Raw genomic sequence first — 25271 nt, forward strand, 5'->3', positions numbered from 1 at the left:
AGACTCTTTTCAGAGTCTTTTTCGTTTGTTCTTAGTCAAATTTTGATTTTTGCTCAACCTTTGGCCATGAATTATTTGTTACATCGATATCTGCCGTAAGCAATTTTGGATCTATCTGAATGCTTTTTACAGGTTTTGTAGTCGCATAAACTTTTTTAGCGGTATCATTACTTTTTCTCCAGATTTGTGCCGGATATTGGTAATTATCTTTTGTACCATCTTCATAAGTAATTTCAACAAGAATTGGCATAATCATTCCGCCTGGTTTATTGAATTCAACTTCATAAAAATATTTAGGCGATTTGATACTTGCTTTTTCCTCTGCACTAAAAGTCTGGTTTACATAATCAGCCAATGGTTTTACATCTTCTAATTTCAAAGCTTTTTTGCTTGAAGCACTAACTTCTGGATTATCTCCCGAAACTAAGTAAACAAAAGGGCCTTTTTCAAATCCAAAACGACCTTTTCTCACTTTTACATCTTTGATATCAGCAGTTGGAGTTTCAGAAACATAATATTGTTTTACCTCTTTAATTCCGATATCTACAAAATCAGTTGAATAAAACCAGCCTCTAAAAAACCAATCTAAATCTACTGCAGATGCATCTTCGATTGTTCTAAAGAAATCCTCTGGAGTTGGATGTTTAAATTTCCATCTGTTTGCGTATGTTTTAAATGCATAATCAAACAATTCTTTCCCCATCACTACTTCTCTTAAAATGTTAAGACCTGTAGCCGGTTTTCCGTAAGCGTTATTTCCAAATTGGTGAATCGTTTCAGAATTAGACATAATTGGTTCTAAAAATTTCTGATCACCGCTCATATAAGGAACAATATTTTTTGCAGGTCCGCGTCGTGAAGGGAAAGTTGGATCTAATTCCTGTTCAGCTAAATATTCTAAAAATGAATTCAAACCTTCATCCATCCAAGTCCATTGACGTTCATCAGAGTTTACAATCATTGGGAAGAACGTGTGCCCAACTTCGTGAATAATAACCCCAATCATTCCGTTTTTAACCTCTTTAGTCGTAACACCGTTTTCATCAGGGCGACCAAAATTCCAGCAAATCATTGGATATTCCATTCCCTGATCTTCTGCAGAAACAGAAACCGCTTTAGGATAAGGATAATCAAAAGTATGAGATGAATAACTTTTTAAAGTATGTGCAACTGTAAGTGTTGAAGTTTCTCCCCAAAGCGGGTTTGCTTCTTTTGGATAAACAGATTCTGCCATAACAGTTTTGTTTCCAATTTTTACAGCCATTGCATCGTAAATGAATTTTCTTGAAGAAGCAATTCCGAAATCACGCACATTTTTAGCGCTGAATTTCCAGGTTTTTTTCTTATCAGAAAAACCTTTTTCAGCCGCTTCAGCTTCTGCCTGAGTTACAATAACAACAGGTTTATCAAATGATTTTTGAGCCTGTTCGTAACGTTTAACTTGTTCTGCTGTAAAAACTTCACTTCTGTTTGTTAATTCTCCTGTTGCATCAATAACGTGATCTGCAGGAACTGTAATATTTACATCAAAGTTTCCGAAAGGAAGAGCAAACTCTCCGCTTCCCCAGAACTGCATATTCTGCCATCCTTCAACATCGTTGTAAACTGCCATTCTAGGATAGAATTGTGCAATTACATATAATTTATTACCATCTTTTTCAAAAAATTCATAACCAGAACGTCCGCCTTCTTTTCTGTAATTGTTGATGTTATACCACCATTTTATAGAAAACGAAATTTTTTCTCCCGGTTTTAAAGGCGCAGCCAAATTGATACGCATCATTGTCTCGTTAATTGTATAAGACATTGGAGTTCCTTTTGCGTCTTTTACCTGCTCGATATTAAAACCGCGCTCTAAATCTTTTTTTAAATATTTAGATGAAAAACCATCAAGAGCTAAAACCTGATTGATTTTTTCTCCTTCTGCTAAAGAAGTCTGTCCATTTGCTCTCGCTTGATTTTGATCTAACTGAACCCATAAATACTCTAAAGTATCTGGTGAATTGTTAGAATATGTGATTGTTTCTGCACCGGTTAATTTTGAATTTTTATCATCTAATTCAACATCAATTTTATAATCTGCCTGCTGTTGGTAATAAGCAGGGCCTGGCGCTCCAGAAGCTGTACGAAACATGTTTGGTGTTGCCAGCAAATCATACATCTGGCTGAATTTATTTGTGTCGTAACTGCCTTGCTGCTTAGGTGTCGCAGCTTTTTCCTGAGCAACTAACATTGCAGGAAAAATTAATAATAATGAAAGCTTTTTCATAAAAGTCTAATGGTAATTTTTGTCAGGGTGTGAAAATAACAATTAAAATATTAATTTAACATATTAATTAATACTTTAACAATTCTTTCCTTGAAGATTCTGTAAAGAGGACACTTCTTTTAGTACCAAATGCTGAAATATGTGTAATATTCTGCTGTTCAGAACTCCAGTCTACAAGTAGAGTATTTGAAATTTCGATCGATTTAAATTTATCGATATCTTTTATTCGCGAATAACAAATTAAAACATCACCGCTTTCTACTTCTTTTGACAAAAAAGTAATTGGCTTTGATTGTCCGTTTATCTTAATAGTGAAATTTTCAGCAAGATATTTTTTAAATAAATCAAGATCTGCAGGAGTTTCCTTTTCTGTTCCTACGAAAGTTTTTTTATGGTACTTTTTCTCCAGTGCATTATTCAAATCATCCACAAAAATGCGGGATGTAATTTGAATCATTTTTTTCTCTGCCGCATATTCAACCTGAAAAACACCAACATAAAATTTATGAAATGCAAAGGAAGAAAGCGACAGAAACAATATCCCGATAAAAGGATAAATCAATATTCTTTTCATTATTGAGAGGCATTCACTTTTTTAAATTCAGCATTTTTGTTGATTAAAAAATCAATCAACTCAAATTTTTGATCTTCATTAAGATGTCTTTTTGATTCCGGATCATTAGAACAAAACATCAAAAACAAATCAACTTCGTCTTTTTTCAAACCTAAAGTTTTAGTAAAGAAATCAGGTTTAAAATTAGCTTTAGAATATTCTACAAAGGCAATATCAGTGATTTCTTCTTCTTTTACATCATTTTTAGAAAGAAGTTTTTTAACATCTTTAAAAATTCGAACAAAGTCCATTCCGTATTTAATCGTTTGATCAGAATACATTACCGTATTTTTTGCAGTCGACAGTTTATCGTCTTCAAACTGCATATCAACATATTTCTGCGAGTTCTTATCTAACGATTGTACTTTTAAATCTTTACGAACCACTACTTCTTTTAATTCATTGCTCACCAAATCTAAAGGCACAGAAAAAAGTATTTGCGCACAGTCTTTTTCAGTCAAAACAATTTTTTTAGACTGAAAAGCCAAACCGGTAAAAACTAAAGTGTCTTTTGGCTGGGCCAAAATATCAAACAATCCGCCCGGACCAATAAAAGTTCTGGATTTTGCATTAATATTCATAACATACCCACTTTCTATAGCAAGTGATTTGTTTGTAACCTGACCGTGCAGCGACCTTCTTAAGCCATTTTGCCCAAGCATTATTTGACAAAATAAGCAAACAACGAATACTCCTAGTTTATTTTTCATTTTCAAGAATTATTAGATATTTTCGAGCTAACTCTGTTATTAAAAACATACTCATTGTTTTATTCTTTGTATTCAAAGATACGGCAAATTCGGCATCATCCACACAATATAATTGAAATCCTTTGATATCATCGACCGGAATTTTTAATCTTTCGGTATAATAATTTTCATCAAAAAGATACTCAATTTTTCTGAAAAGCATCTCTTTTTTTTCCACATTTACCTCTTTTTTTAACATTGCGGTACGTCCGGAAATTTTATTAAGGATTTTATCTATAGAAGTTGAAGTTGCGGTATAGACTTTTCGCTCTGCAGGCGTATATGTTTTTTGACCGTGCGGAACAATTCCTAAATTTTCAGTCGTAATTCCATGATTGTCATTTACCTTGACTTCTTTCAACTCAATTTCTTTCGCTGTCATTTTAATCACGAGCAGACTTAAAGTTAAATCTTCAGCAGAAATTCGGCGTTTATAAGGTTCTAAATTTACTGCCGAAAAAACCAAAACATCGCCTTCTTTAACCGCAATAGAAAATCTCCCGTCGGCATCAGAAATAGTCGAAACTTGTGTCGTGTTATTAATAATATTTACTCCGTCAACCGAAGTAGTTTTTTCGAAAATTTGTCCTAAAATTTCTTTAGAAGCTGCATTTTGCCCAAAACCAATTTGAACAAAAAATAGAATTAAAATTATATGTAGGGTATTATTTAACTTCACTCGCAATTATTTCTTTATACTTTACCGCTAATTCGCCTAGCAAAAATTCGGTTGAAGTTTTATTTTTAGAGTTCAAAATATTTGTAAACTGTTTATTATCGACAGCGTAATATTCAAAACCTTTTACATATTCTGCCGGAATTTTTAAACGATCCACAAAATGCTCCAGCGTAAACATTTTCTCTAAAAGTCTCATAAAAAATTCTTTCTGCTCCACTTCCACTTCTTTTTTCAGCATTGCTGTTCGGCCTGAAAAAAAGTTAAAAAGAGGATCTGCAGAAATTGATCCGCCTACCATTCCTGTAGCACTTGCTGTAGCATCTAAAGCTGTCGCTGTATGTAATTTTCTTTCGGCTTCTGTATATGATTTTTGTCCCGCCAGAACAATTCCCAGAGAAACAGCGTTTATATTATCGTATCTTTTTACAATAACTTCCTGTAATTGATGCACTACTAAATTCATTCTTACGGTAAAATTCAAATCGGTAAAATTTTCGCATGCAAGAGAAACCCTGTTTTCTTTAAACTGAATTGAAGAAAAAATAAGCACATCATCTGGTTTTGCCAAAATAGAAAAGGCTCCGGATGCATCAGTAGTGGTCATAACCTCAGTTTGAGAATTGACAACATAAACCCCTTCCAAATCATTTGTATTTGCCGTAATTTTCCCGTTTATAATCGTACGTTCCTGATTTTGAGACCAGGAATTCTGACTTATAACGGCAACTAAAAAAAATACAATATTCTTTGTCAAAATGAAAATATTAGGGAATTATTAAAAAGGTAAAAATATCCTAATGTCTTCCAAATTTAGTATTAATGAGTTGGTAAAAATATGTTAATTAAACTCCAATATCTCAATTATATTAGACAGACTTTTTTTAATATCTTTATCAAATAGAATTTGAGTTTAGAATTATGAAAAGCATTATCATCGCCAGCACATCTACCCTGCACGGCGGCAGTTATTTAGATTATTTACTACCTGCGTTACAATTACATTTTAAAAACTGTACCACTATTTTATTTATCCCGTACGCACGCCCTGGCGGAATATCTCACGACGAATACACCAAAAAAGCAGCAGAAGTTTTTGCTTCTATAAATATTAAACTTCAGGGAATTCATGAATTTGAAAGTCCTGAAAAAGCCATCCAAAATGCTGAAGGCTTTTTTACGGGCGGCGGAAACACTTTTTTGCTTGTTTCACAGCTATATAAAAACAACATTATGCAATTGCTTGCCGAAAAAGTTAAAAGCGGAACTCCTTATTTAGGAACCAGTGCCGGAAGTAATATTTGTGGGTTGTCAATGCAGACAACGAATGATATGCCGATTATTTATCCGCCGAGTTTTCAAACTTTAGGATTGATCCCGTTTAATTTAAATCCGCATTATTTAGATCCTGATACAAACTCACAGCATATGGGCGAAACTCGCGAAACCAGAATTAAAGAATTTCATGCTTTTAATGCAATTCCGGTTTTAGGTTTAAGAGAAGGAAGCTGGCTGGAAGTAAAAGGAGATAAAATAACTTTGAAAGGTTCTTTAAAAGCAAGACTCTTCAAACAAAACCAAACTCCGGAAGAACTAGAACCAGAAAGCGATTTAAGCAGTTTAAAATAAAGTTTTTCACCATATAAGTGATATAAGTTCATTTAAAAAAAGCTTGACAAAAAACTTATAATAACTTATATCACTTATATGGTTTAAAAAAATAACAGAAACAAAAAAGCCTCAAACAATGTTTGAGGCTTTTGAAGAGCGAAAGACGAGGCTCGAACTCGCGACAACCAGCTTGGAAGGCTGGAGCTCTACCAACTGAGCTACTTTCGCATTGCTGGTGCAAATATAAAAATAAAGTTAAGTTCAAAACAAGCTTTTTGGCAAAAAAAATTAATTAAAATCAACATTTTCTTATAACCTATTTAAAATTAAAAAGTTATAAAATCAATTATTTTTAAAAAATCATGAATATTATTAAAGAAATCCCATCAAAAGAAACTTATATCGTTCGTCAGCCAGTACTAAGACAAGGCAAACCTATCGAAAGCTGCATCTTTGAGGGTGACGATTTAGACACTACACATCATTTCGGATTGTTTAATAATGAAGATTTAATAGGAATTATTTCGTTATTCAATAAAATCAATCCTATATTTGCCGAAAAAAGTCAAGCACAAATTCGAGGGATGGCAGTTTTAGAAACGCATCAGAAAAAAGGATTTGGAGAAGCCTTAGTTAAGCATTGTGAAACCTACTGCAATGACAACAAAGTGGATTTGATTTGGTTTAATGCTAGAACCGCCGCAGTTGGCTTTTACAGAAAAATGGGATACCAACCCCTAGGTAAACCATTTGATATTAAAGATGTTGGCGAACATTATTTAATGTTTAAAAATTTATAAAATGAGGAAACTTTACTTTCTTTTATTGGTATTAAGTTTAATTAGCTGTAAAAAAGAGGCTCCTAAACCAGCTCCGGTTACAGTAAAAAAAGCACCACCAATTATACTTACTGATGAACGAAAAGTAGAAGTTGATACGGCACTTTTAAGTACTTTTAAGAGTGAAACGCTGAAACAATTTTATACTTCATCTGAAAATAAAACCGTTTGGGGAAACCTAAAAAAGAGGCAATACGTATTATCTCAGTTAGAAAAATCAGAAGAATTAGGGCTTAATCCAGAAGATTATAAAGCTGCGCAGCTGGAAAAATTTGAAAAAAGAATCAGCAGTCTAAACGATGCCGACCTCGCAACGTATGATATTTTACTGACTTATAACTTTGAGAAGTATTTAGAACATTTATATAAAGGAAAACTTGATCCTAAAAAATTGTATACCGATTGGGATTTAGACGAAAAAACATTTGATATTAACAGTGTTTTAATTAATGCTTTTAATAAAAACAAATTAGACAGCATTGTTGAAAATGTTCAGCCTAAATCTATCGTATACAAACAATTACTAAAGTCACTTGAAATTATTAATTCGTTTCCTGATGAAGATATTGCTACTATTGAATCTTTAAAGAAAATTACTTTAAATGATACCAATAATGAGGTAATCAACATTAAAAAGAAACTTTTATTCTGGAAAGACATGACTGGAAAAGACAGTCTTACGGATAAATACGATCAAAAGACTTTCGAATCAATCAAAAAATTTCAGGCAAGACATGGTTTAGCCGATGATGGCGTTATTGGACCGGGAACTATCAGTGCTTTAAATTATTCTAAAGAAAAAAGAAAACAGCAGATTATTGCGAATCTAGAACGCTGGAGATGGTATCCGAATGAATTTGCCGAAAATTATTTTCTGATCAATATTCCGGATTACAGCTTAAATGTTGTCGAAAATCAGGACACGACTTTGGTGCGAAATATTGTAGTAGGAACCAGTAAAAGAAAAACACCTATTATTACATCTGTTTTAAAAACGGTTGTTTTTAACCCAACATGGACCGTTCCGCCAACTATTTTAAAAGAAGATGTTGTTCCGGCAATGAAACGCAACCGAAATTATTTAGCAAAGAAAAACATAACGATTTACGACACATCAGGAAATGTTGTCGATCCGCATGCGTGGAACGAAAACAAACCTAATAATTACAGATATGTTCAAAGTCCGGGTTACAACAACTCATTGGGATTAATGAAGATTTTGTTTCCAAATCACCACAGTGTTTATTTACATGATACTAATCACAGAAATTATTTTGAACGCAGTAACCGTTCATTAAGTTCTGGCTGCGTTCGTGTTGAAAATCCGCTGGAATTGGCTGAACATATTTTAGATGATCCTGAAAGGTTTTCAAAAGTAAAGATTGATACTATAATTGCATCTAAAAAAACCATGAGTTTTAAAATCACCAAAAAATATGCTTTATATCAATGGTATTGGACGGCTTGGAGCAAAAAAAATCAGCTCATTTTCAGAGCTGATATTTATAATCTTGATTCAGATTTGTATACTAAGTTAAGAAATTAACTTCTCTTCCATCGTAAAGCTTCTTGACGGATGGTAGATATACAAACATGATTTGTCTTTAATAGTTTGGATTATTTCGTCTGTCAATTCAACCGGAAGGGCTGGACAGCCTTGGCTTCTGCCTAATCTTTTGTGATCTCTGATGAAAGATTCAGAAACATAATCAGCTCCATGCATTACAACTCCTCTTTCGCGGGCGTTGTCGTTTAAACCTCTTTCAAGACCGTCTAAACGTAATGAAGCTCCGTGTTTTCCCTGGTAGATTTCACCTGTTGCATAAAAACCTAAACTACTTTTAAATGAAGAGTTTAAGTTAGAAAATGCCGAAGCAAATTCTTCTCCTGTATTTCTTCCGTGAGCCACTAAAGAGTTAAACAACACCGTATTTGTAGTCATATCAATTACCCAAAGACGTTTGGTGTTTGATGAAAGACTAAAATCAATTAAGGTTAGAATGTTTTTTTGAACAATTCCTCTTTCTTTCAATAGATAAAAACCTTTCACTGCTTCAGTAAAAGTTCTAAGTTCAGGAAGTTTACAATTGTTTGGATTTAATGTATTATAAACATTTTCAATTCTTGCTTCAACAGAAAGGTTTGTTTCAACTTTTGCAATACCTTTTGTTCTTACAGATTTCAATTCGGGAGTGTTTTTTGAATCTTTACCAAAAGATAATAGAAAAAACACCATCAGCGGATAAATTTTGTAAATCATTGAATTTCTTTAGGTTAATAATAAATTTGGGTAAGGCAAAAGTAGAAATTTTTGAAAATACACAAAATAAAACACTGTAAATCAGGCTTTTTTTGTTGAAAATTTAACATTATTAACATAAAAAGTATCTTTCTGTAAGATTTTTTCTCACGCAAAAAATCATAATATTTTGGGTGCTTTTCTTAAAAAAAGGTAAAAAAAGTGGAAATTTTGAAACTAAAACTGTAACAAGTGAAACAAAATGAAGTCTATTATTCTTAAATTAAAGTACTTTTACAATCATTTTTCGCTTAAAATTCCATGAACAAACTTGTTTTTCTAACGTTACTTTTATCTACTTTTTTGTGTTTCAGTCAAAAAAAGGCATTGCAGGCGAAGTCTATTTCGCAAAACATTTCTATTGACGGAAAACTAGAGGAAAGCGCATGGGAAAATGCCGGAATTGCTTCAGACTTTATAACATTAGAACCTGATAACGGAAAAGCTGCTCCGGAGAATAAAAAATCTACTGTCAAAGTTTTATATGATAATGACGCCATTTATATTGGCGCTATGATGTATGATGATGAACCTGATAAAATTTTAAAAGAGATTTCGCAGCGTGATAATTTTGGAACTGCAGATATTTTTGGTGTCTTTATAAATGGTTTTAATGACGGCCAACAGGATTTTATGTTTTACGTCTCGGCAGCTGATGTTCAGGCAGATTGTATTATGACCGATGCAAATGGTGAAGATTATTCCTGGGATGCTGTTTGGATCAGCAAAGCTTCGATTACCGAAAACGGATGGGTTGTTGAAATAAAAATCCCATATTCTGCCTTGCGTTTTTCGCAAGAAAACAAACAAACCTGGGGAATTAATTTTTTCAGGGAAGTTAAACGTACACGATACAAATACACATGGAACTTTGTCGATAAAAAAATCGGGACATTTACGCAGCAAGCCGGAACTTTAGAAGGAATTGAAAATATAAAACCTCCTACCCGATTGTTTTTTATGCCTTATGCATCTTATTATTTGAATGCCGGAGAAGGACAAAAAACATACGGAACTGTAAAAGGAGGAATGGACATAAAATACGGAATCACCGATGCTTTTACTGTTGATGCTATTTTAATTCCGGATTTTGGACAGACTAAATACGACGATCAGATTTTGAATTTAGGTCCGTTTGAACAGCAGTTCAATGAAAACCGAGCTTTTTTTACCGAAGGAACAGATTTATTCAATAAAGGAAATATGTTTTATTCGAGAAGAATTGGCGGTAAACCTTCTGTTGAACCAGATTTAAAAGACAATGAAGAAGTTATTGAAACCGTACAAAATGTCAATCTTATTAATGCTTTAAAACTTTCAGGACGAACTAAAAACGGTTTGGGAGTGGGAATTTTAAATGCGGTTACCGAAAAAACTTTTGCGACAATAAAAGATACAATTTCCGGCGAAACCAGACGTGAGGTTGTAGAACCGCTTACAAACTATAATGTTTTGGTTTTGGATCAGCGTTTTAGAAAAAATTCATCGGTTACTTTTATCAATACAAATGTGACCAGAAATGGTCATTATAAAGATGCCAATGTAACGGGTTTAGCATGGGATTTAAATACTAAAGCAAACACGTACAGTTTATTTGGAAATGTAAAATACAGTTCTATAAATGATAAAGAAGATACAAACGGTATTTTCTCAACTGTAGGATTTGCAGAAACAAGCGGTAAATATCGCTATAGTTTAGGTACTGATTTTGTTTCTAAAGATTTTGACCCAAATGATTTGGGAATTAATTTCTATACCAATTATTACAATTTTTACGGAAATGCGAATTACAGGATTCTAAACCCAACGAAGCTTTTTAATAGTTTTAGAATTGACTATGAAATGTATTCTGAATTCAATAAAGATTCAGGAAAAGTTCAGGCAAACCGAATTGAAGCGGAAGTCAATTTAAGTACCGTAAAAAACAATTATTATGGAGCTGGACTTTCTGTTTCACCATTAGAATCTCATGATTATTACGAACCAAGAGCAGACAACAGGTATGTTATAATTCCGAGAAAATTTGATTTTTGGGGAAGCATTTCGACAAATTACAATCACAAATTTGCTATCGATATTAATCCGTCATTATCTGTTGCTGATGAACCCGGAAGAGCCGCTTATGGCACCGACATTAGTCCGAGATATCGTTTTAATGATAAACTTTTACTGGTTTATACTTTTAGTTTTCTTAAAAGAAATAATAACAAAGGTTATATCGACGGTTATGATGACGACGATAATGAAAGCACTCCCGAAACTGTTGTTTTTGCTAATCGTGACGTTATCACATACGCCAATACCATATCAGGAAAATACGCCATTAACAGCACTATGACACTTAATTTAGCCGTTCGTCAATATTGGTCTTCGGCAGAAAATAAAGATATTTTAAAGCTTGAAGCAGATGGAACTCTGGATCCGTATCCGCAATATACCGAAAATAAAAACTCAAGTTTTTATTCCTGGAATGCCGATTTATCGTATTCATGGTGGTTTGCACCCGGAAGTCAGCTTTCGGCTTTATATAGAAATAATGCTTCTAATTTTGAACGTATTATCGATAAGGATTTCAAACACAACGTAACGAGCTTATTGACTAACGACGCCTTAAAACATATTTTTTCTGTTAGTGTAAAATATTTTATAGACTATAACGCTGTCAAAAATAAGGTTAGAAAAAGAGCTTAGCGTGAATTAATTTTAAAAAATAAAGAGTTCTATAATTAATTTAGTATTTTTTGTTACACTTCATTTTATTAAACATAAATGTCATTAAGCTTTCTCTCCAAATTTTAGAAATGGCTTATCTTTGTAAAAAACAAAAATGTAATGAACAAAAAAGTTATCCTTATGATTTTAGATGGTTGGGGAAAATCTCCTGACCCTAAAGTATCTGCAATAGACAATGCAAATGTTCCATTTATAAATAGTCTTTACAAAAATTACCCAAGCGCTCAATTGCGTACTGACGGATTAAACGTAGGTTTACCTGAAGGTCAAATGGGAAATAGTGAAGTTGGGCACATGAACCTTGGTGCCGGAAGGATTGTATATCAGGATTTAGCAAAAATTAATTTAGCCGTAGCGCACAAAACACTTGCCAAAGAACAAGTGTTAATCGATGCTTTTACTTACGCTAAAAACAACAATAAAAAAGTACACTTTTTAGGATTAGTTTCTGATGGAGGTGTTCACTCTCATACTTCTCACTTACGTGGATTAATCGACGCTTCGCAAGAGTATGGTTTAGATCAGGTCTATATTCACGCTTTTACAGACGGACGTGACGTTGACCCGAAATCCGGAGCAAAGTACATTCATGATTTAGATGAATATATTAAAGATACTCCGGTAAAAATTGCTTCTATCGTTGGTCGTTATTATGCAATGGACCGTGATAAACGTTGGGAACGTGTAAAACTAGCTTACGATTTAGTAGTAAACGGAGTTGGAATTCCATCTACAAACGCTGTAGCAAGTGTTCTTGACAGTTATGCACACGATGTTACTGACGAATTTATCGAGCCGGTTGTAATTGTAAATGAAGAACAAAAACCTTTGGCAACTATTATTGAAGGCGATGTTGTCATCTTCTTTAACTTTAGAACAGACAGAGGACGTGAACTTACTGAAGCACTTTCTCAACATGATTTCCACGAGCAAAACATGCACAAGTTAAACTTGTATTATGTAACGCTTACGAACTACGACGAAACGTATCAAAACGTAAAAGTCGTTTACAATAAAGATAATATCACGGAAACGCTTGGTGAAGTTTTAGAAAAAGCGGGCAAAAAACAAATTCGTATTGCTGAAACGGAGAAATATCCACACGTAACTTTCTTCTTTTCAGGCGGAAGAGAAACTCCTTTTGAAGGTGAATCAAGAATTTTGAGAAATTCTCCAAAAGTTGCAACTTACGATTTACAGCCAGAAATGAGTGCTTACGAACTTGCTGATGCTCTTGTTCCTGAATTGAACAAAGGCGAAGTTGATTTCGTTTGTTTAAACTTTGCAAACGGAGACATGGTTGGACACACAGGAATTATGAGTGCTGCAATTAAAGCTTGTGAAGCAGTTGACGCTTGCGCGAAAAAAGTAATCGATGCTGCTCTTGCAAACGACTACACGACAATCGTAATTGCTGATCACGGAAACTGCGAAACAATGATCAATCCTGACGGAAGCCCAAATACTGCACACACAACAAACCCAGTACCGATTATTTTAGTTGACAAACAATTGAAAAATATTCAGGATGGTGTTCTTGGCGACATCGCTCCTACTATTTTAGAATTAATGGGAGTCCAGCAGCCAAACGCAATGACTTGTCATTCGTTATTATAAAAACTAATTTTTTATATAAAAAAGGGACTAATTTTAAAATTAGTCCCTTTTGTTTTTAAGCATTTTTGTCATTTCGAGGAACGAGAAATCTCCGTAAGTAGCTCTACAAAGATTGACGACATTAGGAACGGAGCTTCTTGCGGAGATTTCTCGTTCCTCGAAATGACAAGATTGTGTATATTACATTATAAAATAATGATACAATTGTTCAACACCATAAATCACAAGTCCGATAATCCCTCCTACCAAAGTTCCGTTGATTCTGATGTATTGAAGATCTTTTCCTATTTCTAGTTCTAATTTTTCCGAAACTTCTTTTCCGTCCCAGCTTTTTACGGTTGATGAAATTAAATCTCCAATTACCTTTTTATTGTTTAGAAGAACAGATAGCAAATCATTTTTGATAAAATTATTGATTTTGTCAATCATAATGGTGTCTTCTTTAATACCATTTCCAAAAGTTTGAATTAAACCCGAAACACTATTTTTAATAGACGATTCATCGCCTTTATTTAAATCATTAGTTATTGAGAGTTTTATTTCGTCCCAAATTCCGTTGATATAATCCTGAACTTCTTTTTTTCCTGCAAAACTCAAAATCATATCGTTGATTTTAACTCGCATTTCTTCGGAATTTTTGACTTTCTCCAAAAAATTAAAAATATACTCATCAATCTTTTGGCGCACTGCGCTGTCCGGTTTTTTAGCTTCATTTAAAAAATCCTGTAAACCATTAAAAACACCTTCGGTAATACTTTTATCAGCCAGTCCGAAGCTTAAAAACGGAGTCGATGCTTTTACTTTTTGTCTGATTAAATCTTTATTATTAGTCAATTCGCTGCTCATTACTTCCAGAAGATTTGTCAGCATTTGATTTTTTAAATCCCCTTTTTGCAAAGGTTCTAAAGCAACTGCAACCCAGTCACCGAAGTTTATTCCTTCCAGTTTTTCTTTAAATTGAACCTGAATAAATCTTTTCACATCTTCATCTTTTATGGTTCTCAAAATTCCGGGAATAAGATTTACCGCAACAACATTCGCAATTTTATCTGCATTTTCTTCCTCTGAAAGCCATTCTGAAGCTTTTGTAGCAAAGTTGAATTCATCGAGTTTAATTTCCAGTTTTTCTCGATTTAGAAATTCTTCTGAAACAAAATTCCCGAGATTTTCTCCAATTTCATTTTTCTTCGTCGGAATAATAGCCGTATGCCAAATCGGAATCCCAAGCGGATGGCGAAATAAAGCTACAACCGCAAACCAATCGGCAATTCCACCAACCATTGCCGCTTCGCTAAAAGCCTGCAGTATTGGAATTTTAAAATAAATAGCAATTATAAAAAGAAGCACCGCAAAACCCAAAAGCGCCAAAGCACTTGCCTGCATTTTCCTTAAAGCTTTTATTTTAACTATATCTTGATCTGTAGCAGTTTCCATGATTATCACATTTTACTACTAATTTATGGCTTTTTTCTGAGATATTAAATTAAAAACCCAACTCATCGCAATGAAAGAGTTTGCCACGAATTACACAAATTTTCACGAATTACTTTGTCTTTAAAAATTATTCCAAATTTAGAATTCGTGCTAATTCGTGAAATTCGTGGCGAAAAAACCTAATTCGTGGCAAAAAAAATTACTCAAAAAATAATATTAAAAATTGTACTTTTGCGAACTGAAAATCTGAAAAATATGATTATCCAAAAAACGAGAGAGGAAATCGAATTAATGCGCGAAAGTGCTTTGATCGTATCGAAAACATTAGGAATGATTGCTTCTGAAATTAAAGAAGGAGTTACTACATTATATCTGGACAAATTAGCCGAAGAATTCATTCGTGATCACGGTGCAGTTCCTAGCTTTTTAGGATTGTACGGTTTCCCGAATTCACTTTGTATGAGTCCGAATTCTCAGGTTGTACACGGGATTCCGAATAATACACCTTTACAAAGTGGTGATGTAATTTCTGTAGACTGCGGTGCGTTCAAAAACGGATATCATGGAGATCACGCTTATAGTTTCGAAATTGGAGAAGTTGCGCCAGAAGTTAAAAAACTTTTGCAGATAACTAAAGAATCTCTTTACGTTGGGATTAGAGAATTTAAAGCCGGAAATCGCGTAGAAGATGTTGGGAATGCGATTCAAAAATATACAGAATCTCACGGTTACGGAGTTGTTCGTGAATTGGTTGGACATGGTTTAGGACAAAAAATGCACGAAGAACCTGAAATGCCAAACTACGGAAAACGCGGTCGCGGAAAACTTTTTGTTGAAGGAATGGTGGTTGCCATTGAACCTATGATTAACATGGGAACAAGAAACATCAAACAACATAAAGACGGCTGGACAATTACAACTGCAGACGGAAAAGCAAGCGCGCATTTCGAACATGATGTAGCGTTAATAGATGGTAAACCAGAATTATTATCGACTTTCCAATACATCTACAAAGCATTAGGAATCGAAAGCAACGAAGAAGACGAATTTAGAAAAGTGCCGTTAGTATTATAACACGGATTTCACGAATTTGCACGGATTAATACTGTGGTGAAATTTCACGGATTGAAAGATTGAATGAAGAATGAATGATGAGTGAATTATATTTAAGAGATGAATCCTATAAAATTATTGGGATTTGTATGGAGGTCCATAAAATTTTAGGAAAAGGACATAGTGAAAAGGTTTATGGAGATGCTTTAGAATATGAATTTCAACGAAATGAGATTCCTTATAATCGTGAATTAAGATATAATATCGCTTACAAAGACATTGTATTACCAAGTTACTATTTTGCAGACTTCGTTATTTTCGATGAAATTATTTTAGAGCTTAAAGCGATTGCAACATTAACAACAAGTGAAATCAAGCAGACATTAAATTATTTGGCTGCATCAAAAAATAAATTAGGCCTATTAGTCAATTTTGGAGAAGACAGCCTTAAATACAAAAGAATAATACTATAACCCAAATCAAAAGTTCGTGAAATTTCACCACAGTATTAATCCGTGTTAATTTGTGAAATTCGTGTTCAAACTTATTTAACTGTGAAAAAACTATTCAAACTAGTACTTAATACAATCCCGCGTCCTTTATTAATTCGTTTGAGTTATGTAGCGCGTCCTATTTTAGCTTTATCATTAAAAGGAAGTAAATTTACTGACCCTATTGATGGCAGAAGCTTTAAATCGTTTTTACCTTACGGGTACGGAAAACAGCGTAACAATGTGCTTTCGCCAAGTACACTTTCTTTAGAAAGACACCGTTTGCTTTGGTTATATTTAAACGATCAGACTGATTTTTTTACAGCACCAAAAAAAGTACTTCATTTTGCTCCGGAACAAGCTTTTTATAAAAGATTCCGCAAGCAGAAAAACCTGAATTACACGACAACCGATTTGTTTTCGCCTTTGGCAGATGTAAAAGCAGATATCTGTAATTTACCATTTAAAGACAACGAATATGATGTGATTTTATGTAATCACGTTTTAGAACATATTCCGGATGATACAAAAGCAATGCAGGAATTATTCCGCGTTTTAAAACCGGGCGGAATGGCGATTTTACAAATTCCACAGGATTTAAACCGTGAAGTTACTTTCGCAGACGATTCAATTACAGATCAAAAAGAGCGTGCTAAAATATTCGGACAATACGATCACGTTCGTATTTACGGACGCGATTATTTCGATAAATTAAGAAGCATTGGTTTTATTGTAATTGAAGAAGATTATACCAATAAAATTTCACCAGAATTAGTAGAAAAATACTGTTTGGCAAAAGGCGAGATTATTCCGCTTTGCTTTAAACAGGAAAACTAATTTTTTCACGATATAAGTGATATAAGTTCATTTTAAAAGAGTTTTCAAATTATTGATATTTTGAAAACTCTTTATTTTTTTGCCCAATAACTAATTTACAAGCCAACCAAATCCCTAAACCTTGGAACCTACAAAATCATTTCAGTTCTGTTTTGACATCAGTTTTGAAAAAAATCTGAATGTTTATATTCCAACATCCTACATCGTTGAGAATACCGATGAAATCAAATATCTGGACAAAAAAGCAACCGCCGGAATAATTCAAAGTTTCGGAATTGTTTTTGACGATTTAGATTCGAATACAAAAAAAATACTGACTGCCTGCGAGTCTTTAAAACCTGAATTCATATTCAAAAAATTCAGTGCCAAAATAAAATCGGCAAAAACCATTGCTGATTTACAAAAAGATTCAAAAATTGAGTTTGCAATCCGTCAGCATTTAAAATTAAATCTGTCTTCTTTTTACAGTTTAATTGTTGAAGGACAATTTCCGTTGTCGATAAACATTGGCCCTGAAAAAGATTTTTACCGTTCGAGAGTTGATATTAGTCCGCTTTATTTTGAACCTCAAATTCAATTTGACAAACACGCCGAAGGAATTACGTATACCCTTTCTTTAAAAGAAAATGAAACAGCTTTTTTACCAATGGAAAGCAATGTTGATATCCTTTTAGATGAACCGGGCTGGTTGATTATCAATAAAAAATTAGGTCAGTTAACAGCCCTTAATGCTAAAAAACTGATGCCTTTTTTAAAGAAAAAATCAATCGAAATACCTTCAAAATTAGTTGATGATTATTTTAAAAATTTTATTCCTGAAATAGCTAAAAAAATTGATATCGAAGCAACAGGTTTTGAAATTGAACAGCGTGATGAAATCACTTCCTGCACGATTCAGCCGATTTACGATTTCTTTAAAAACTGTTATTACCTCAACCTTTATTTTGATTATAACGGCTATTCATTTGACGGAAGTAAAACAAAGAAAACACATTCGTTTGTAGATTTCAGTGTTGCAAATGAACCTAAAATCATTCAGTTTAAACGAAATGCTGATGAAAATTTGTATGTCGATAAATTAACCGAAATTGGTTTAATAAAAATCAAAAACGAGTTATTTGGATTAAATTCTGAGGCTGAAACTTCAGATCCTTATATCAACATTCAATTGATAATTGACAATAAAGAAAAGCTGGAAAGTTTAGGTTTTAACATTCAAAATTTAAAGCTGGAAAGCAAAGAAATTGTTACTTCAAATCATACCGTTTCTGCGTCAAAAGATACAAATGGAGATTGGTTTGACATCAAAATTATCATTACAATTGGGTCGTATACAATTAATTTCAGCGAAATTATTCCGAATATAAAAAGCAAAGAAAGACTCTTTCCTCTTCCTGATGGAAACTATTTTTTGATTCCATTAGAATGGTTCAGCAAATACAGTTCGCTGGCAAAACTCGGAAAAATAGAAAGCGGAACTTTACTTTTACGCAAAAGTAATTTCACTGCCCTTGATGCTATTGCCGAAATCAAAGACGATGTAACTTATAAAGCTGAATATGTGGCTTCTGATTTATTAAAAGCAACTTTAAGACCGTATCAAATTGACGGTGTAAAATGGCTTTTAGGGCATTTTAATTCCAATTTGGGCGCTTGTCTGGCAGATGATATGGGACTTGGGAAGACGTTACAGACTTTAGCCGTTCTGGTTGCCGTTCAGGAACAATTAGGATTTACGACTAAAACTACCAATTTTGATTTATTTGCAAACGAAACTACTGTAGAAAGAGAACCGCTTAAAACTTTGATTGTTTTACCTTCTTCATTGGTTTTTAACTGGTACAACGAATCTGCAAAGTTCACTCCGCATTTTTCGAAAATGCAATATGTGGGGAATGACCGAAAACAATTAGTCGCAAGACTAGCAACAACTGATTTAATTTTTACCAGTTACAGCATCGTTCATCGTGATATTTCAATTTTAGAAAAATATGATTTTCGTTATTTGATTTTGGACGAAAGTCAATACATTAAAAATAAAAATTCTAAGATTTTTAAAGCCATAAACAAAATAAGTACGGGTCATAAAATTGCTTTAAGTGGTACGCCAATCGAAAATTCGCTTGACGATTTATGGTCGCAAATGCAGTTTATAAATCCGGATATTTTGGGAACTTATAATTTCTTTGCAGAAAATTTTAAAATTCCGATTGAGAAAAAGCAGAATGAAGATGTTTTATCTGAATTAAAAAATCTGGTTCAGCCTTATATTTTGCGACGAACCAAGGAACAGGTTTTAAAGGATTTACCTGAATTATCAGAGCAGATTTATTATTGTGAAATGGACCCTGAACAGGAAAAATTATATGAACAGGAAAAATCAAAAGCGCGTAACTTTTTATTAAAAATGGATGGCTCAAGTCCTGACAAAATCAGCATTATTAATACGCTGATGAAGTTAAGACAACTGAGTAACCACCCAAAAATGGTAGATCAGGAATCTGAAATTGATTCGGGAAAATATATTGCGGTTACTAATTATCTCGAAAATTTAGTCAAAGCAAAACAGAAAGTAATCATTTTCAGTTCGTTTGTTACCAACCTGCATTTCTATACAGATTGGTGCAAGGAAAACAAAATAACCTATTGTGAAATTACAGGCGAAACGCCAGCCAGCAAAAGAGAACAGCAGGTAAAACTGTTTCAGGAAAAAGAAGAACCTTTATTGTTTTTTATTTCGCTAAAAGCCGGAGGAGTTGGTTTGAATATTACCAAAGCTTCTTATGTTTTATTTTTAGATCCTTGGTGGAATCCTTTCGCAGAAAAACAAGGAGTTGGAAGGGCACACCGAATTGGGCAGCTGAATAAAGTAAACGTTGTTCGTTTTATTTCGAAAAATACAGTAGAAGAAAAAATCATCAAACTGCAGGAAAATAAAAAGCTTTTATCTGATTCACTTTTAGAAGAAAGCTACATAAATGATGAGATCGAAGCTAATTTAGAATACATTTTAAATTCTTAATAAATCGCTTCATCCAATAAATGGCATCTTATTACGTTTAATAAAATTCTTATATTTACAATCTTACAACGTAATAAGATGCCAAAATTTTTATATCAAAGTTTGCTTTTGTTTTTTGTTTTTACTTTCGCGAAAGCTCAGGAAATACAAACTGAAGTAGTTCCTCCATACAATATCAAAACCGTTACTTTTGTTCAGAATGGCAATAATGTTGTTCCCATATTTGAATTGAATTCTACATTTGAATTTCAGTTTGATGATTTATTTGGTAACGAAGCCAATTATTATTTTGAAATCACACATTGCGATTATAACTGGAAACCAACTGATATTCCGAAAACAGATTATTTAAGAGGTTTTGACGGTCAGAGAATTACAGATTATTCGAACTCATTTAATACGCTTCAGGTTTATTCACATTACCGACTGGCGTTTCCAAATCAATTTACAACGCAGTTAAGATTGTCCGGAAATTACATCCTGAAAATTTTAAATGAAGATAAAGAAGTTGTTTTCTCCCGAAAATTCATTTTATACGAAGATCATTGTACGGTGGCGGCACAGGTAAAAAGAACCCGAAACCTCAGCAATATTGACTACAAACAGAATTTGGATTTTTCGATTGTTTCAAATGATATTACATTTCAAACTCCAATTCAAAATGTAAAAGTTCTTTTATTACAAAACGGAAATTTCAACACTGCCATTAAAAATATTCCACCGCAATACACGATTGGGAATCAACTGGTTTATAAATACGATGGGGAAACGCAATTTTGGGGCGGCAATGAATTTTTATATTTTGAAAATAAAGACATTCGTGCTGCAAATAATAATGTTGGTAAAGTGGGCGCTAACAACGATATTTACAATGCTTATTTGTATACCAATGCTGCAAGAGGAAATCAAATTTATACCAATTATCAGGATGTAAACGGTAATTTTGTTGTGAAAAACATAAATGGTTCAGACAACAGTATTGAAGCTGATTATGCCTGGGTTTATTTCACGCTTTCGGCTCCGGCTTTCAGGCTTAACAAAGATATTTATGTTACAGGAATGTTCAATAATTACAGCTTATCACCAGAATATAAACTGGATTATAATACTGATAAAGCCGTTTTTGAAAAAGCAATAATGATCAAACAAGGTTTTACTAATTTTCAATACACTGTTGCAGATAAAAAAGGTAATATAGATAATGAAAATGCCGTTGATGGTAATTTTTATCAAACAGAAAATGAGTATACTATATTAGTTTATTACAAAGAAAGTACAGATCGTTATCAAAGAGTTATTGGAAAAGGCAATGCAAACTCCATAAACATAGTTAATTAAAACATTGTTAAGGTTTTAGGTTTCCTAGTTTTTTTTCGTAGCTTTGTGCCTATAACTCACACAGATTTACTAGGTTAATATGGTTTCTCAAATTACACGAGGCATAAAAATATCGGTTCTAACTAGTTTTGAAGGCACTTACTTCAAGAACTACAAGATTCACTTTGCTTTTAGTTACGTAGTTACAATCGAAAATCATAGTAAAGATTCTGTTCAGCTAACTTCTCGCCACTGGGAAATCCACGACTCATTAAATGATTTAGATATTGTTGATGGTGAAGGCGTTATAGGCAAAAAACCTGTTTTAAAACCAGGTGAAAATCACACTTACAGCTCTGGTTGTTTATTATCATCTCCTTACGGTGCTATGAAAGGTCATTTTAATATGATCAATTTCACTACAACTAAAACTTTCAAAGTTATTGTGCCTACTTTTAGAATGTGCGCTCCTTTTGCATTGAATTAATTCAGCGTTTTATTTCAATTACTTCTTCTTTTGTGATGGCATAAACTTGGTCATTTTCTTCGGGAATCAAATAAAAATTGCCTGTGAATTCTCCAAAAGAAGGAAAAATCAATTGATGCGGTTTTCTAAAAAAACAGGACAAACTTAAAAATTGTCTCCCTAATCCTTTTAGTTTTATTCCCGGATGAATGTGTCCGCAAAAATTAAAAAAGTTTTCTCTTGTTGTGGGATGGTGCGTTAATAGAAAATCATCGATTATCAATTCTTCGTAAATTTCGATATTTAAATCAGCGTAGTTTTTTTTTGAAATAATATCATGATTTCCTTCCACTAGAATAATCTGCTGAGAAACAGTTTTAGTCCAATCTGCAAAAAAATCCCATTCGTTATTGATTTTACTGTGGAATAAATCTCCAAGAAAAATAATCGTTTCAGAATCAAATAGATTCAACACTTCATTTAATCTTGCAAAATTTTCCAAAACCGCTTTCTCCGGAATTGCCATTCCGTGTTTTCTAAAATGTGCAATTTTTCCCAAATGCAAATCAGAGATTAAGAGCATCTTCTTTTCTTCCCAAAAAGCAGCTCCGGATTGATGCAAAACGAAATTTTGATTGTTGATACTGATCTTCATATTGTAATTATTTCATGTAACTCGCTGTCATTTTTTTAATTCTTTCCTGTAATGTTTCGCTGGATATTTTTTCACGTAAACGATCTGTAATTATAGGAAAACTAAATGGCGTTGGCTTTTTGCATTGTTTCCAGACAATATTCTGGTTATTTATTCTTTCCATAGCCTGAATTAAACGTCCTTCTTCTAACTGATGTTCAAAGGTTTCAATATAAGCCTGCTGTAATAATAAATTATCGGGTTCATAATCCCTAAAAACTTCAAAAAGCAATTGTGAACCACTTTGCAAATGTTTTGTTTTAACTGGTTTTCCGGGCATTCCGGTAAAAACTAAACCCGCGATTACGGCAATATCACGAAATTTTCGACGCGCCATTTCGGTTGCGTTTAAGCTTTTCTGCAAGTCATGATGAACATATTCTGTAGTAAACAAATTATTATCAAAAACAGACTGCATATCAATTTCCTGATCAGAAAGAAGTTCAAATCCGTAATCATTATACGCCAGCGAAAAAGTAATTGGCGACAATAAACTTATTCTATAGGAAATTAAACTAGCCATTGCTTCGTGAACATAACGTCCTTCAAAAGGATAAAAAATCGCATGAAAACCTTCGCGTGTTTTAAAAGTTTCTATTAAAAATTCGTCATTATTAGGTACAATACTTTCTTTTCTTTGTCTGTTGAAAATAGGTTTCAAAGCTTTTAATTCGGGCGTTAAATTTTCTGTATTTGCCGCATACAATTCTTCCCGAAGCAATTCACTCATTTGTGCCGATAAAGTCATTCTTCCTCCCATCCAGCTTACAACCCGCGCTGTTTTTTTAGGATCTGCTTTTCGAACTAAAACCTGCATATTTTTAATTTGAAATAATTCGAGTCGTCTTCCGGCAAAAGTAAAAACATCACCTCGCTGTAATTTTGAGGCAAACCATTCTTCGACAGTTCCAATAAATCCTCCGCTTAAAAATTTCACATTTAAAACTGCATCGCCCACAATTGTTCCCATTTGCATTCTGTGATGCATGGCAATAAAACGGCTGTTAATTTTATAACGTCCGTCTTCTTCAATTTCTACTTTTTTAAATTCGTCGTAAGCTTGTAAACTCTGGCTTCCGTTTGTGATGAAATTTAAAATCCAGTTCCAGTTTTCTTTCGTTATGTTTTGATAACAGAAAGTTGTTTTGACTTCTTCATAAATTTCATCTGGAAAAAATCCGTCAGAAACGGCGAGAGTATTAAGATATTGAACCAAAACATCCCAGCTGTTTAAATACGGCATCCGGTCTTCGACAACCGTTTTGGCAACTGCTTTTTTTAATGCCGAAGCTTCAATTAATTCCATCGCATGTGTGGCGAGAAAGTAAATCACACTTTCCTTTCCCGGCTGATGTCCGCTTCTTCCTGCTCTTTGCAGAAATCTGGCAACTCCTTTTGGTCCGCCAACCTGAATTATGGTTTCAACAGGTGCAAAATCGACACCAAGATCTAAACTCGAAGTACAAACCACGACTTTTAATTCTTCGTTTCTAATTGCGTCTTCAACCCACAAACGAGTTTCTCTGCTGATACTGCCGTGATGCATCGCCATTTCACCTGCAAACTCCGGATATCTTTCTAAAATAGCCTGAAACCAAATTTCGCAGGCAGAACGTACGTTGGTAAAAATTAAAGTTGTTTTACTCTTTCGGATGATTTTTGCAACCTCATCAATTAAATGCAAACCCATGTGCCCACGCCACGGATAGGTTTCCATTTTTTCAGGCAGAATCGATTCTATCTTTATTTTTTTATTGATATGTGCTTTTATCAAAACGGAGTTTTTATAGGCTTCCGTATCATGACCTAACAAAACTTCTTGCGCTAATTCGAGATTTCCAATTGTTGCCGAAATTCCCCAAATTCGCATTTTTGGCGCAATTGTTTTTAATCTCGAAAGCGCTAATTCCATTTGCACGCCTCGTTTGGTTCCCATTAATTCGTGCCATTCATCAACCACGATTGCACCGCAATTGGCAAACGTTTTTTCATATTGTTTTGATGCTAAAAGAAGCTGCAAACTTTCAGGCGTTGTAATTAAAAGATCGGGCATTTTGTTTTTCTGCTTTGCTCTTTCGCTTTGCGAAGTATCTCCAGACCGAATCCCCACAGTTAACGGCAGATCTAAATCGGTAATAATTCGTTCTGCAGCTTGTTTTATTTCTACAGAAAGTGCTCGTAAAGGTGTAATCCAGATTGCTTTTAATCCGGCTTTGTGTTTAGTTTTATAATCGGGATTTTTTTTGATGTAATCGAGAACTACAGGAAACCATAAGGCATAGGTTTTCCCGCTTCCCGTAGGTGCGTTTAATAAACCGTTTTTTCCCTGCAAAAAAGCAGTCCAGGTTTGCGTCTGGAATGGAAAAGATTTCCAACCCTGACTTTTAAACCAGTTTTCGGCTAATACATATAATTCGTCCCTATTCATTTATTATATTTTGAATATTAGAATAATGCCACAGATTTTAATGATTAAAAATGATTTTTTTGCCACGAATTTCACGAATTTTCACAAATCATTGTGTGAAAATTAATTCGTGGAAATCCGTGA

The 25271-nt window shown here is 33.6% G+C and carries 20 protein-coding genes and 1 tRNA gene; 11 read left to right on the forward strand and 10 right to left on the reverse strand.

The window, feature by feature from the left end:
• Nucleotides 1-31: 31 nt before the first annotated feature.
• The 5 genes from FLAPXU55_RS09355 to FLAPXU55_RS09375 form a co-directional block, all read right to left on the reverse strand.
• Nucleotides 32-2269 carry a M1 family metallopeptidase gene (locus FLAPXU55_RS09355; protein WP_180857448.1) on the reverse strand — a complete coding sequence of 746 codons (2238 nt, stop codon included), beginning with the start codon at nucleotides 2267-2269 and terminating at the stop codon, nucleotides 32-34.
• A 67-nt stretch (nucleotides 2270-2336) separates the two neighbouring features.
• Complete coding sequence (locus tag FLAPXU55_RS09360; protein WP_180857449.1) at nucleotides 2337-2843, reverse strand: DUF6702 family protein; 507 nt, start codon at nucleotides 2841-2843, stop codon at nucleotides 2337-2339.
• Nucleotides 2843-3592: a hypothetical protein gene (locus FLAPXU55_RS09365; RefSeq protein ID WP_053472065.1), complete on the reverse strand. Its 750-nt coding sequence runs from the start codon at nucleotides 3590-3592 to the stop codon at nucleotides 2843-2845. Before FLAPXU55_RS09365 ends, FLAPXU55_RS09360 begins: the two co-directional genes overlap by 1 nt.
• Nucleotides 3582-4310: a carboxypeptidase-like regulatory domain-containing protein gene (locus tag FLAPXU55_RS09370; RefSeq protein ID WP_180857450.1), complete on the reverse strand. Its 729-nt coding sequence runs from the start codon at nucleotides 4308-4310 to the stop codon at nucleotides 3582-3584. The genes FLAPXU55_RS09365 and FLAPXU55_RS09370 overlap by 11 nt, the downstream gene beginning before the upstream one ends.
• Nucleotides 4297-5064: a carboxypeptidase-like regulatory domain-containing protein gene (locus FLAPXU55_RS09375; protein ID WP_180857451.1), complete on the reverse strand. Its 768-nt coding sequence runs from the start codon at nucleotides 5062-5064 to the stop codon at nucleotides 4297-4299. Before FLAPXU55_RS09375 ends, FLAPXU55_RS09370 begins: the two co-directional genes overlap by 14 nt.
• Before the next feature lie 164 nt (nucleotides 5065-5228).
• Here FLAPXU55_RS09375 and pepE point away from each other — a divergent pair, with 164 nt between their 5' ends.
• Nucleotides 5229-5936, forward strand: coding sequence for a dipeptidase PepE (pepE, locus tag FLAPXU55_RS09380; protein ID WP_180857452.1), 708 nt, complete (start codon nucleotides 5229-5231; stop codon nucleotides 5934-5936).
• A gap of 137 nt (nucleotides 5937-6073) precedes the next feature.
• Here the strand turns inward: pepE and FLAPXU55_RS09385 are convergent.
• Nucleotides 6074-6146 (reverse strand) — tRNA-Gly (locus tag FLAPXU55_RS09385).
• Nucleotides 6147-6280: 134 nt separating this feature from the next.
• On the opposite strand from FLAPXU55_RS09385, the gene FLAPXU55_RS09390 reads away from it, so the two are divergent.
• Both FLAPXU55_RS09390 and FLAPXU55_RS09395 read left to right on the forward strand, forming a co-directional pair.
• On the forward strand, nucleotides 6281-6718 hold the full coding sequence (locus FLAPXU55_RS09390; RefSeq protein ID WP_180857453.1) for a GNAT family N-acetyltransferase: 438 nt from the start codon (nucleotides 6281-6283) through the stop codon (nucleotides 6716-6718).
• A gap of 1 nt (nucleotide 6719) precedes the next feature.
• Nucleotides 6720-8303 (forward strand): L,D-transpeptidase family protein, encoded by a 1584-nt coding sequence (locus FLAPXU55_RS09395; RefSeq protein ID WP_180857454.1) that lies wholly within the window; start codon nucleotides 6720-6722, stop codon nucleotides 8301-8303.
• On the opposite strand, the gene FLAPXU55_RS09400 is transcribed toward FLAPXU55_RS09395, so the two are convergent.
• Nucleotides 8292-9017, reverse strand: coding sequence for a murein L,D-transpeptidase catalytic domain family protein (locus tag FLAPXU55_RS09400; protein ID WP_053472059.1), 726 nt, complete (start codon nucleotides 9015-9017; stop codon nucleotides 8292-8294). The genes FLAPXU55_RS09395 and FLAPXU55_RS09400 overlap by 12 nt on opposite strands.
• 300 nt (nucleotides 9018-9317) lie before the next feature.
• Between FLAPXU55_RS09400 and FLAPXU55_RS09405 the strand changes: the two genes are divergently transcribed.
• Nucleotides 9318-11747, forward strand: coding sequence for a DUF5916 domain-containing protein (locus tag FLAPXU55_RS09405; protein WP_180857455.1), 2430 nt, complete (start codon nucleotides 9318-9320; stop codon nucleotides 11745-11747).
• 141 nt (nucleotides 11748-11888) lie between these two features.
• Nucleotides 11889-13406: a 2,3-bisphosphoglycerate-independent phosphoglycerate mutase gene (gpmI, locus tag FLAPXU55_RS09410; protein ID WP_053472057.1), complete on the forward strand. Its 1518-nt coding sequence runs from the start codon at nucleotides 11889-11891 to the stop codon at nucleotides 13404-13406.
• Between the two features lie 180 nt (nucleotides 13407-13586).
• On the opposite strand, the gene FLAPXU55_RS09415 is transcribed toward gpmI, so the two are convergent.
• Nucleotides 13587-14840: a DUF445 domain-containing protein gene (locus FLAPXU55_RS09415; protein WP_180857456.1), complete on the reverse strand. Its 1254-nt coding sequence runs from the start codon at nucleotides 14838-14840 to the stop codon at nucleotides 13587-13589.
• A gap of 255 nt (nucleotides 14841-15095) precedes the next feature.
• Between FLAPXU55_RS09415 and map the strand changes: the two genes are divergently transcribed.
• The 6 genes from map to apaG all read left to right on the forward strand — a co-directional run bounded on the left by map (nucleotide 15096) and on the right by apaG (nucleotide 22047).
• Nucleotides 15096-15914: a type I methionyl aminopeptidase gene (gene map, locus FLAPXU55_RS09420; protein ID WP_053472055.1), complete on the forward strand. Its 819-nt coding sequence runs from the start codon at nucleotides 15096-15098 to the stop codon at nucleotides 15912-15914.
• 77 nt (nucleotides 15915-15991) lie between these two features.
• The gene (locus tag FLAPXU55_RS09425; RefSeq protein WP_056204702.1) at nucleotides 15992-16366 is read left to right on the forward strand and encodes a GxxExxY protein; all 375 of its coding nucleotides are present in this window, start codon (nucleotides 15992-15994) and stop codon (nucleotides 16364-16366) included.
• Between the two features lie 81 nt (nucleotides 16367-16447).
• Nucleotides 16448-17221, forward strand: coding sequence for a class I SAM-dependent methyltransferase (locus FLAPXU55_RS09430; protein WP_180857457.1), 774 nt, complete (start codon nucleotides 16448-16450; stop codon nucleotides 17219-17221).
• 121 nt (nucleotides 17222-17342) lie between these two features.
• Nucleotides 17343-20243, forward strand: coding sequence for a DEAD/DEAH box helicase (locus FLAPXU55_RS09435; RefSeq protein WP_180857458.1), 2901 nt, complete (start codon nucleotides 17343-17345; stop codon nucleotides 20241-20243).
• Between the two features lie 78 nt (nucleotides 20244-20321).
• A complete protein-coding gene (locus FLAPXU55_RS09440) occupies nucleotides 20322-21581 on the forward strand; it encodes a type IX secretion system plug protein (protein ID WP_180857459.1) in 1260 nt (419 codons plus the stop codon).
• Nucleotides 21582-21660: 79 nt separating this feature from the next.
• A complete protein-coding gene (gene apaG / locus FLAPXU55_RS09445; RefSeq protein ID WP_073489142.1) occupies nucleotides 21661-22047 on the forward strand; it encodes a Co2+/Mg2+ efflux protein ApaG in 387 nt (128 codons plus the stop codon).
• A 1-nt stretch (nucleotide 22048) separates the two neighbouring features.
• Here the strand turns inward: apaG and pdeM are convergent, their stop codons facing one another.
• The gene (pdeM, locus tag FLAPXU55_RS09450) at nucleotides 22049-22681 is read right to left on the reverse strand and encodes a ligase-associated DNA damage response endonuclease PdeM (RefSeq protein WP_180857460.1); all 633 of its coding nucleotides are present in this window, start codon (nucleotides 22679-22681) and stop codon (nucleotides 22049-22051) included.
• A gap of 7 nt (nucleotides 22682-22688) precedes the next feature.
• Nucleotides 22689-25148: a ligase-associated DNA damage response DEXH box helicase gene (locus FLAPXU55_RS09455; protein ID WP_180857461.1), complete on the reverse strand. Its 2460-nt coding sequence runs from the start codon at nucleotides 25146-25148 to the stop codon at nucleotides 22689-22691.
• Nucleotides 25149-25271: the final 123 nt, after the last annotated feature.

Source organism: Flavobacterium panici, assembly GCF_903819335.1.
Taxonomy (GTDB): Bacteria; Bacteroidota; Bacteroidia; order Flavobacteriales; family Flavobacteriaceae; genus Flavobacterium; species Flavobacterium panici.

Bases quoted from the DNA above. Each gene is read 5' to 3' on its own strand.
- FLAPXU55_RS09355 (WP_180857448.1), bottom strand. From the start codon at position 2,269: ATGAAAAAGCTTTCATTATTATTAATTTTTCCTGCAATGTTAGTTGCT.
- FLAPXU55_RS09360 (WP_180857449.1), bottom strand. From the start codon at position 2,843: ATGAAAAGAATATTGATTTATCCTTTTATCGGGATATTGTTTCTGTCG.
- FLAPXU55_RS09365 (WP_053472065.1), bottom strand. From the start codon at position 3,592: ATGAAAAATAAACTAGGAGTATTCGTTGTTTGCTTATTTTGTCAAATA.
- pepE (WP_180857452.1), top strand. From the start codon at position 5,229: ATGAAAAGCATTATCATCGCCAGCACATCTACCCTGCACGGCGGCAGT.
- FLAPXU55_RS09390 (WP_180857453.1), top strand. From the start codon at position 6,281: ATGAATATTATTAAAGAAATCCCATCAAAAGAAACTTATATCGTTCGT.
- FLAPXU55_RS09395 (WP_180857454.1), top strand. From the start codon at position 6,720: ATGAGGAAACTTTACTTTCTTTTATTGGTATTAAGTTTAATTAGCTGT.
- FLAPXU55_RS09400 (WP_053472059.1), bottom strand. From the start codon at position 9,017: ATGATTTACAAAATTTATCCGCTGATGGTGTTTTTTCTATTATCTTTT.
- FLAPXU55_RS09405 (WP_180857455.1), top strand. From the start codon at position 9,318: ATGAACAAACTTGTTTTTCTAACGTTACTTTTATCTACTTTTTTGTGT.
- gpmI (WP_053472057.1), top strand. From the start codon at position 11,889: ATGAACAAAAAAGTTATCCTTATGATTTTAGATGGTTGGGGAAAATCT.
- FLAPXU55_RS09415 (WP_180857456.1), bottom strand. From the start codon at position 14,840: ATGGAAACTGCTACAGATCAAGATATAGTTAAAATAAAAGCTTTAAGG.
- map (WP_053472055.1), top strand. From the start codon at position 15,096: ATGATTATCCAAAAAACGAGAGAGGAAATCGAATTAATGCGCGAAAGT.
- FLAPXU55_RS09425 (WP_056204702.1), top strand. From the start codon at position 15,992: ATGAGTGAATTATATTTAAGAGATGAATCCTATAAAATTATTGGGATT.
- FLAPXU55_RS09440 (WP_180857459.1), top strand. From the start codon at position 20,322: ATGCCAAAATTTTTATATCAAAGTTTGCTTTTGTTTTTTGTTTTTACT.
- apaG (WP_073489142.1), top strand. From the start codon at position 21,661: ATGGTTTCTCAAATTACACGAGGCATAAAAATATCGGTTCTAACTAGT.
- pdeM (WP_180857460.1), bottom strand. From the start codon at position 22,681: ATGAAGATCAGTATCAACAATCAAAATTTCGTTTTGCATCAATCCGGA.
- FLAPXU55_RS09455 (WP_180857461.1), bottom strand. From the start codon at position 25,148: ATGAATAGGGACGAATTATATGTATTAGCCGAAAACTGGTTTAAAAGT.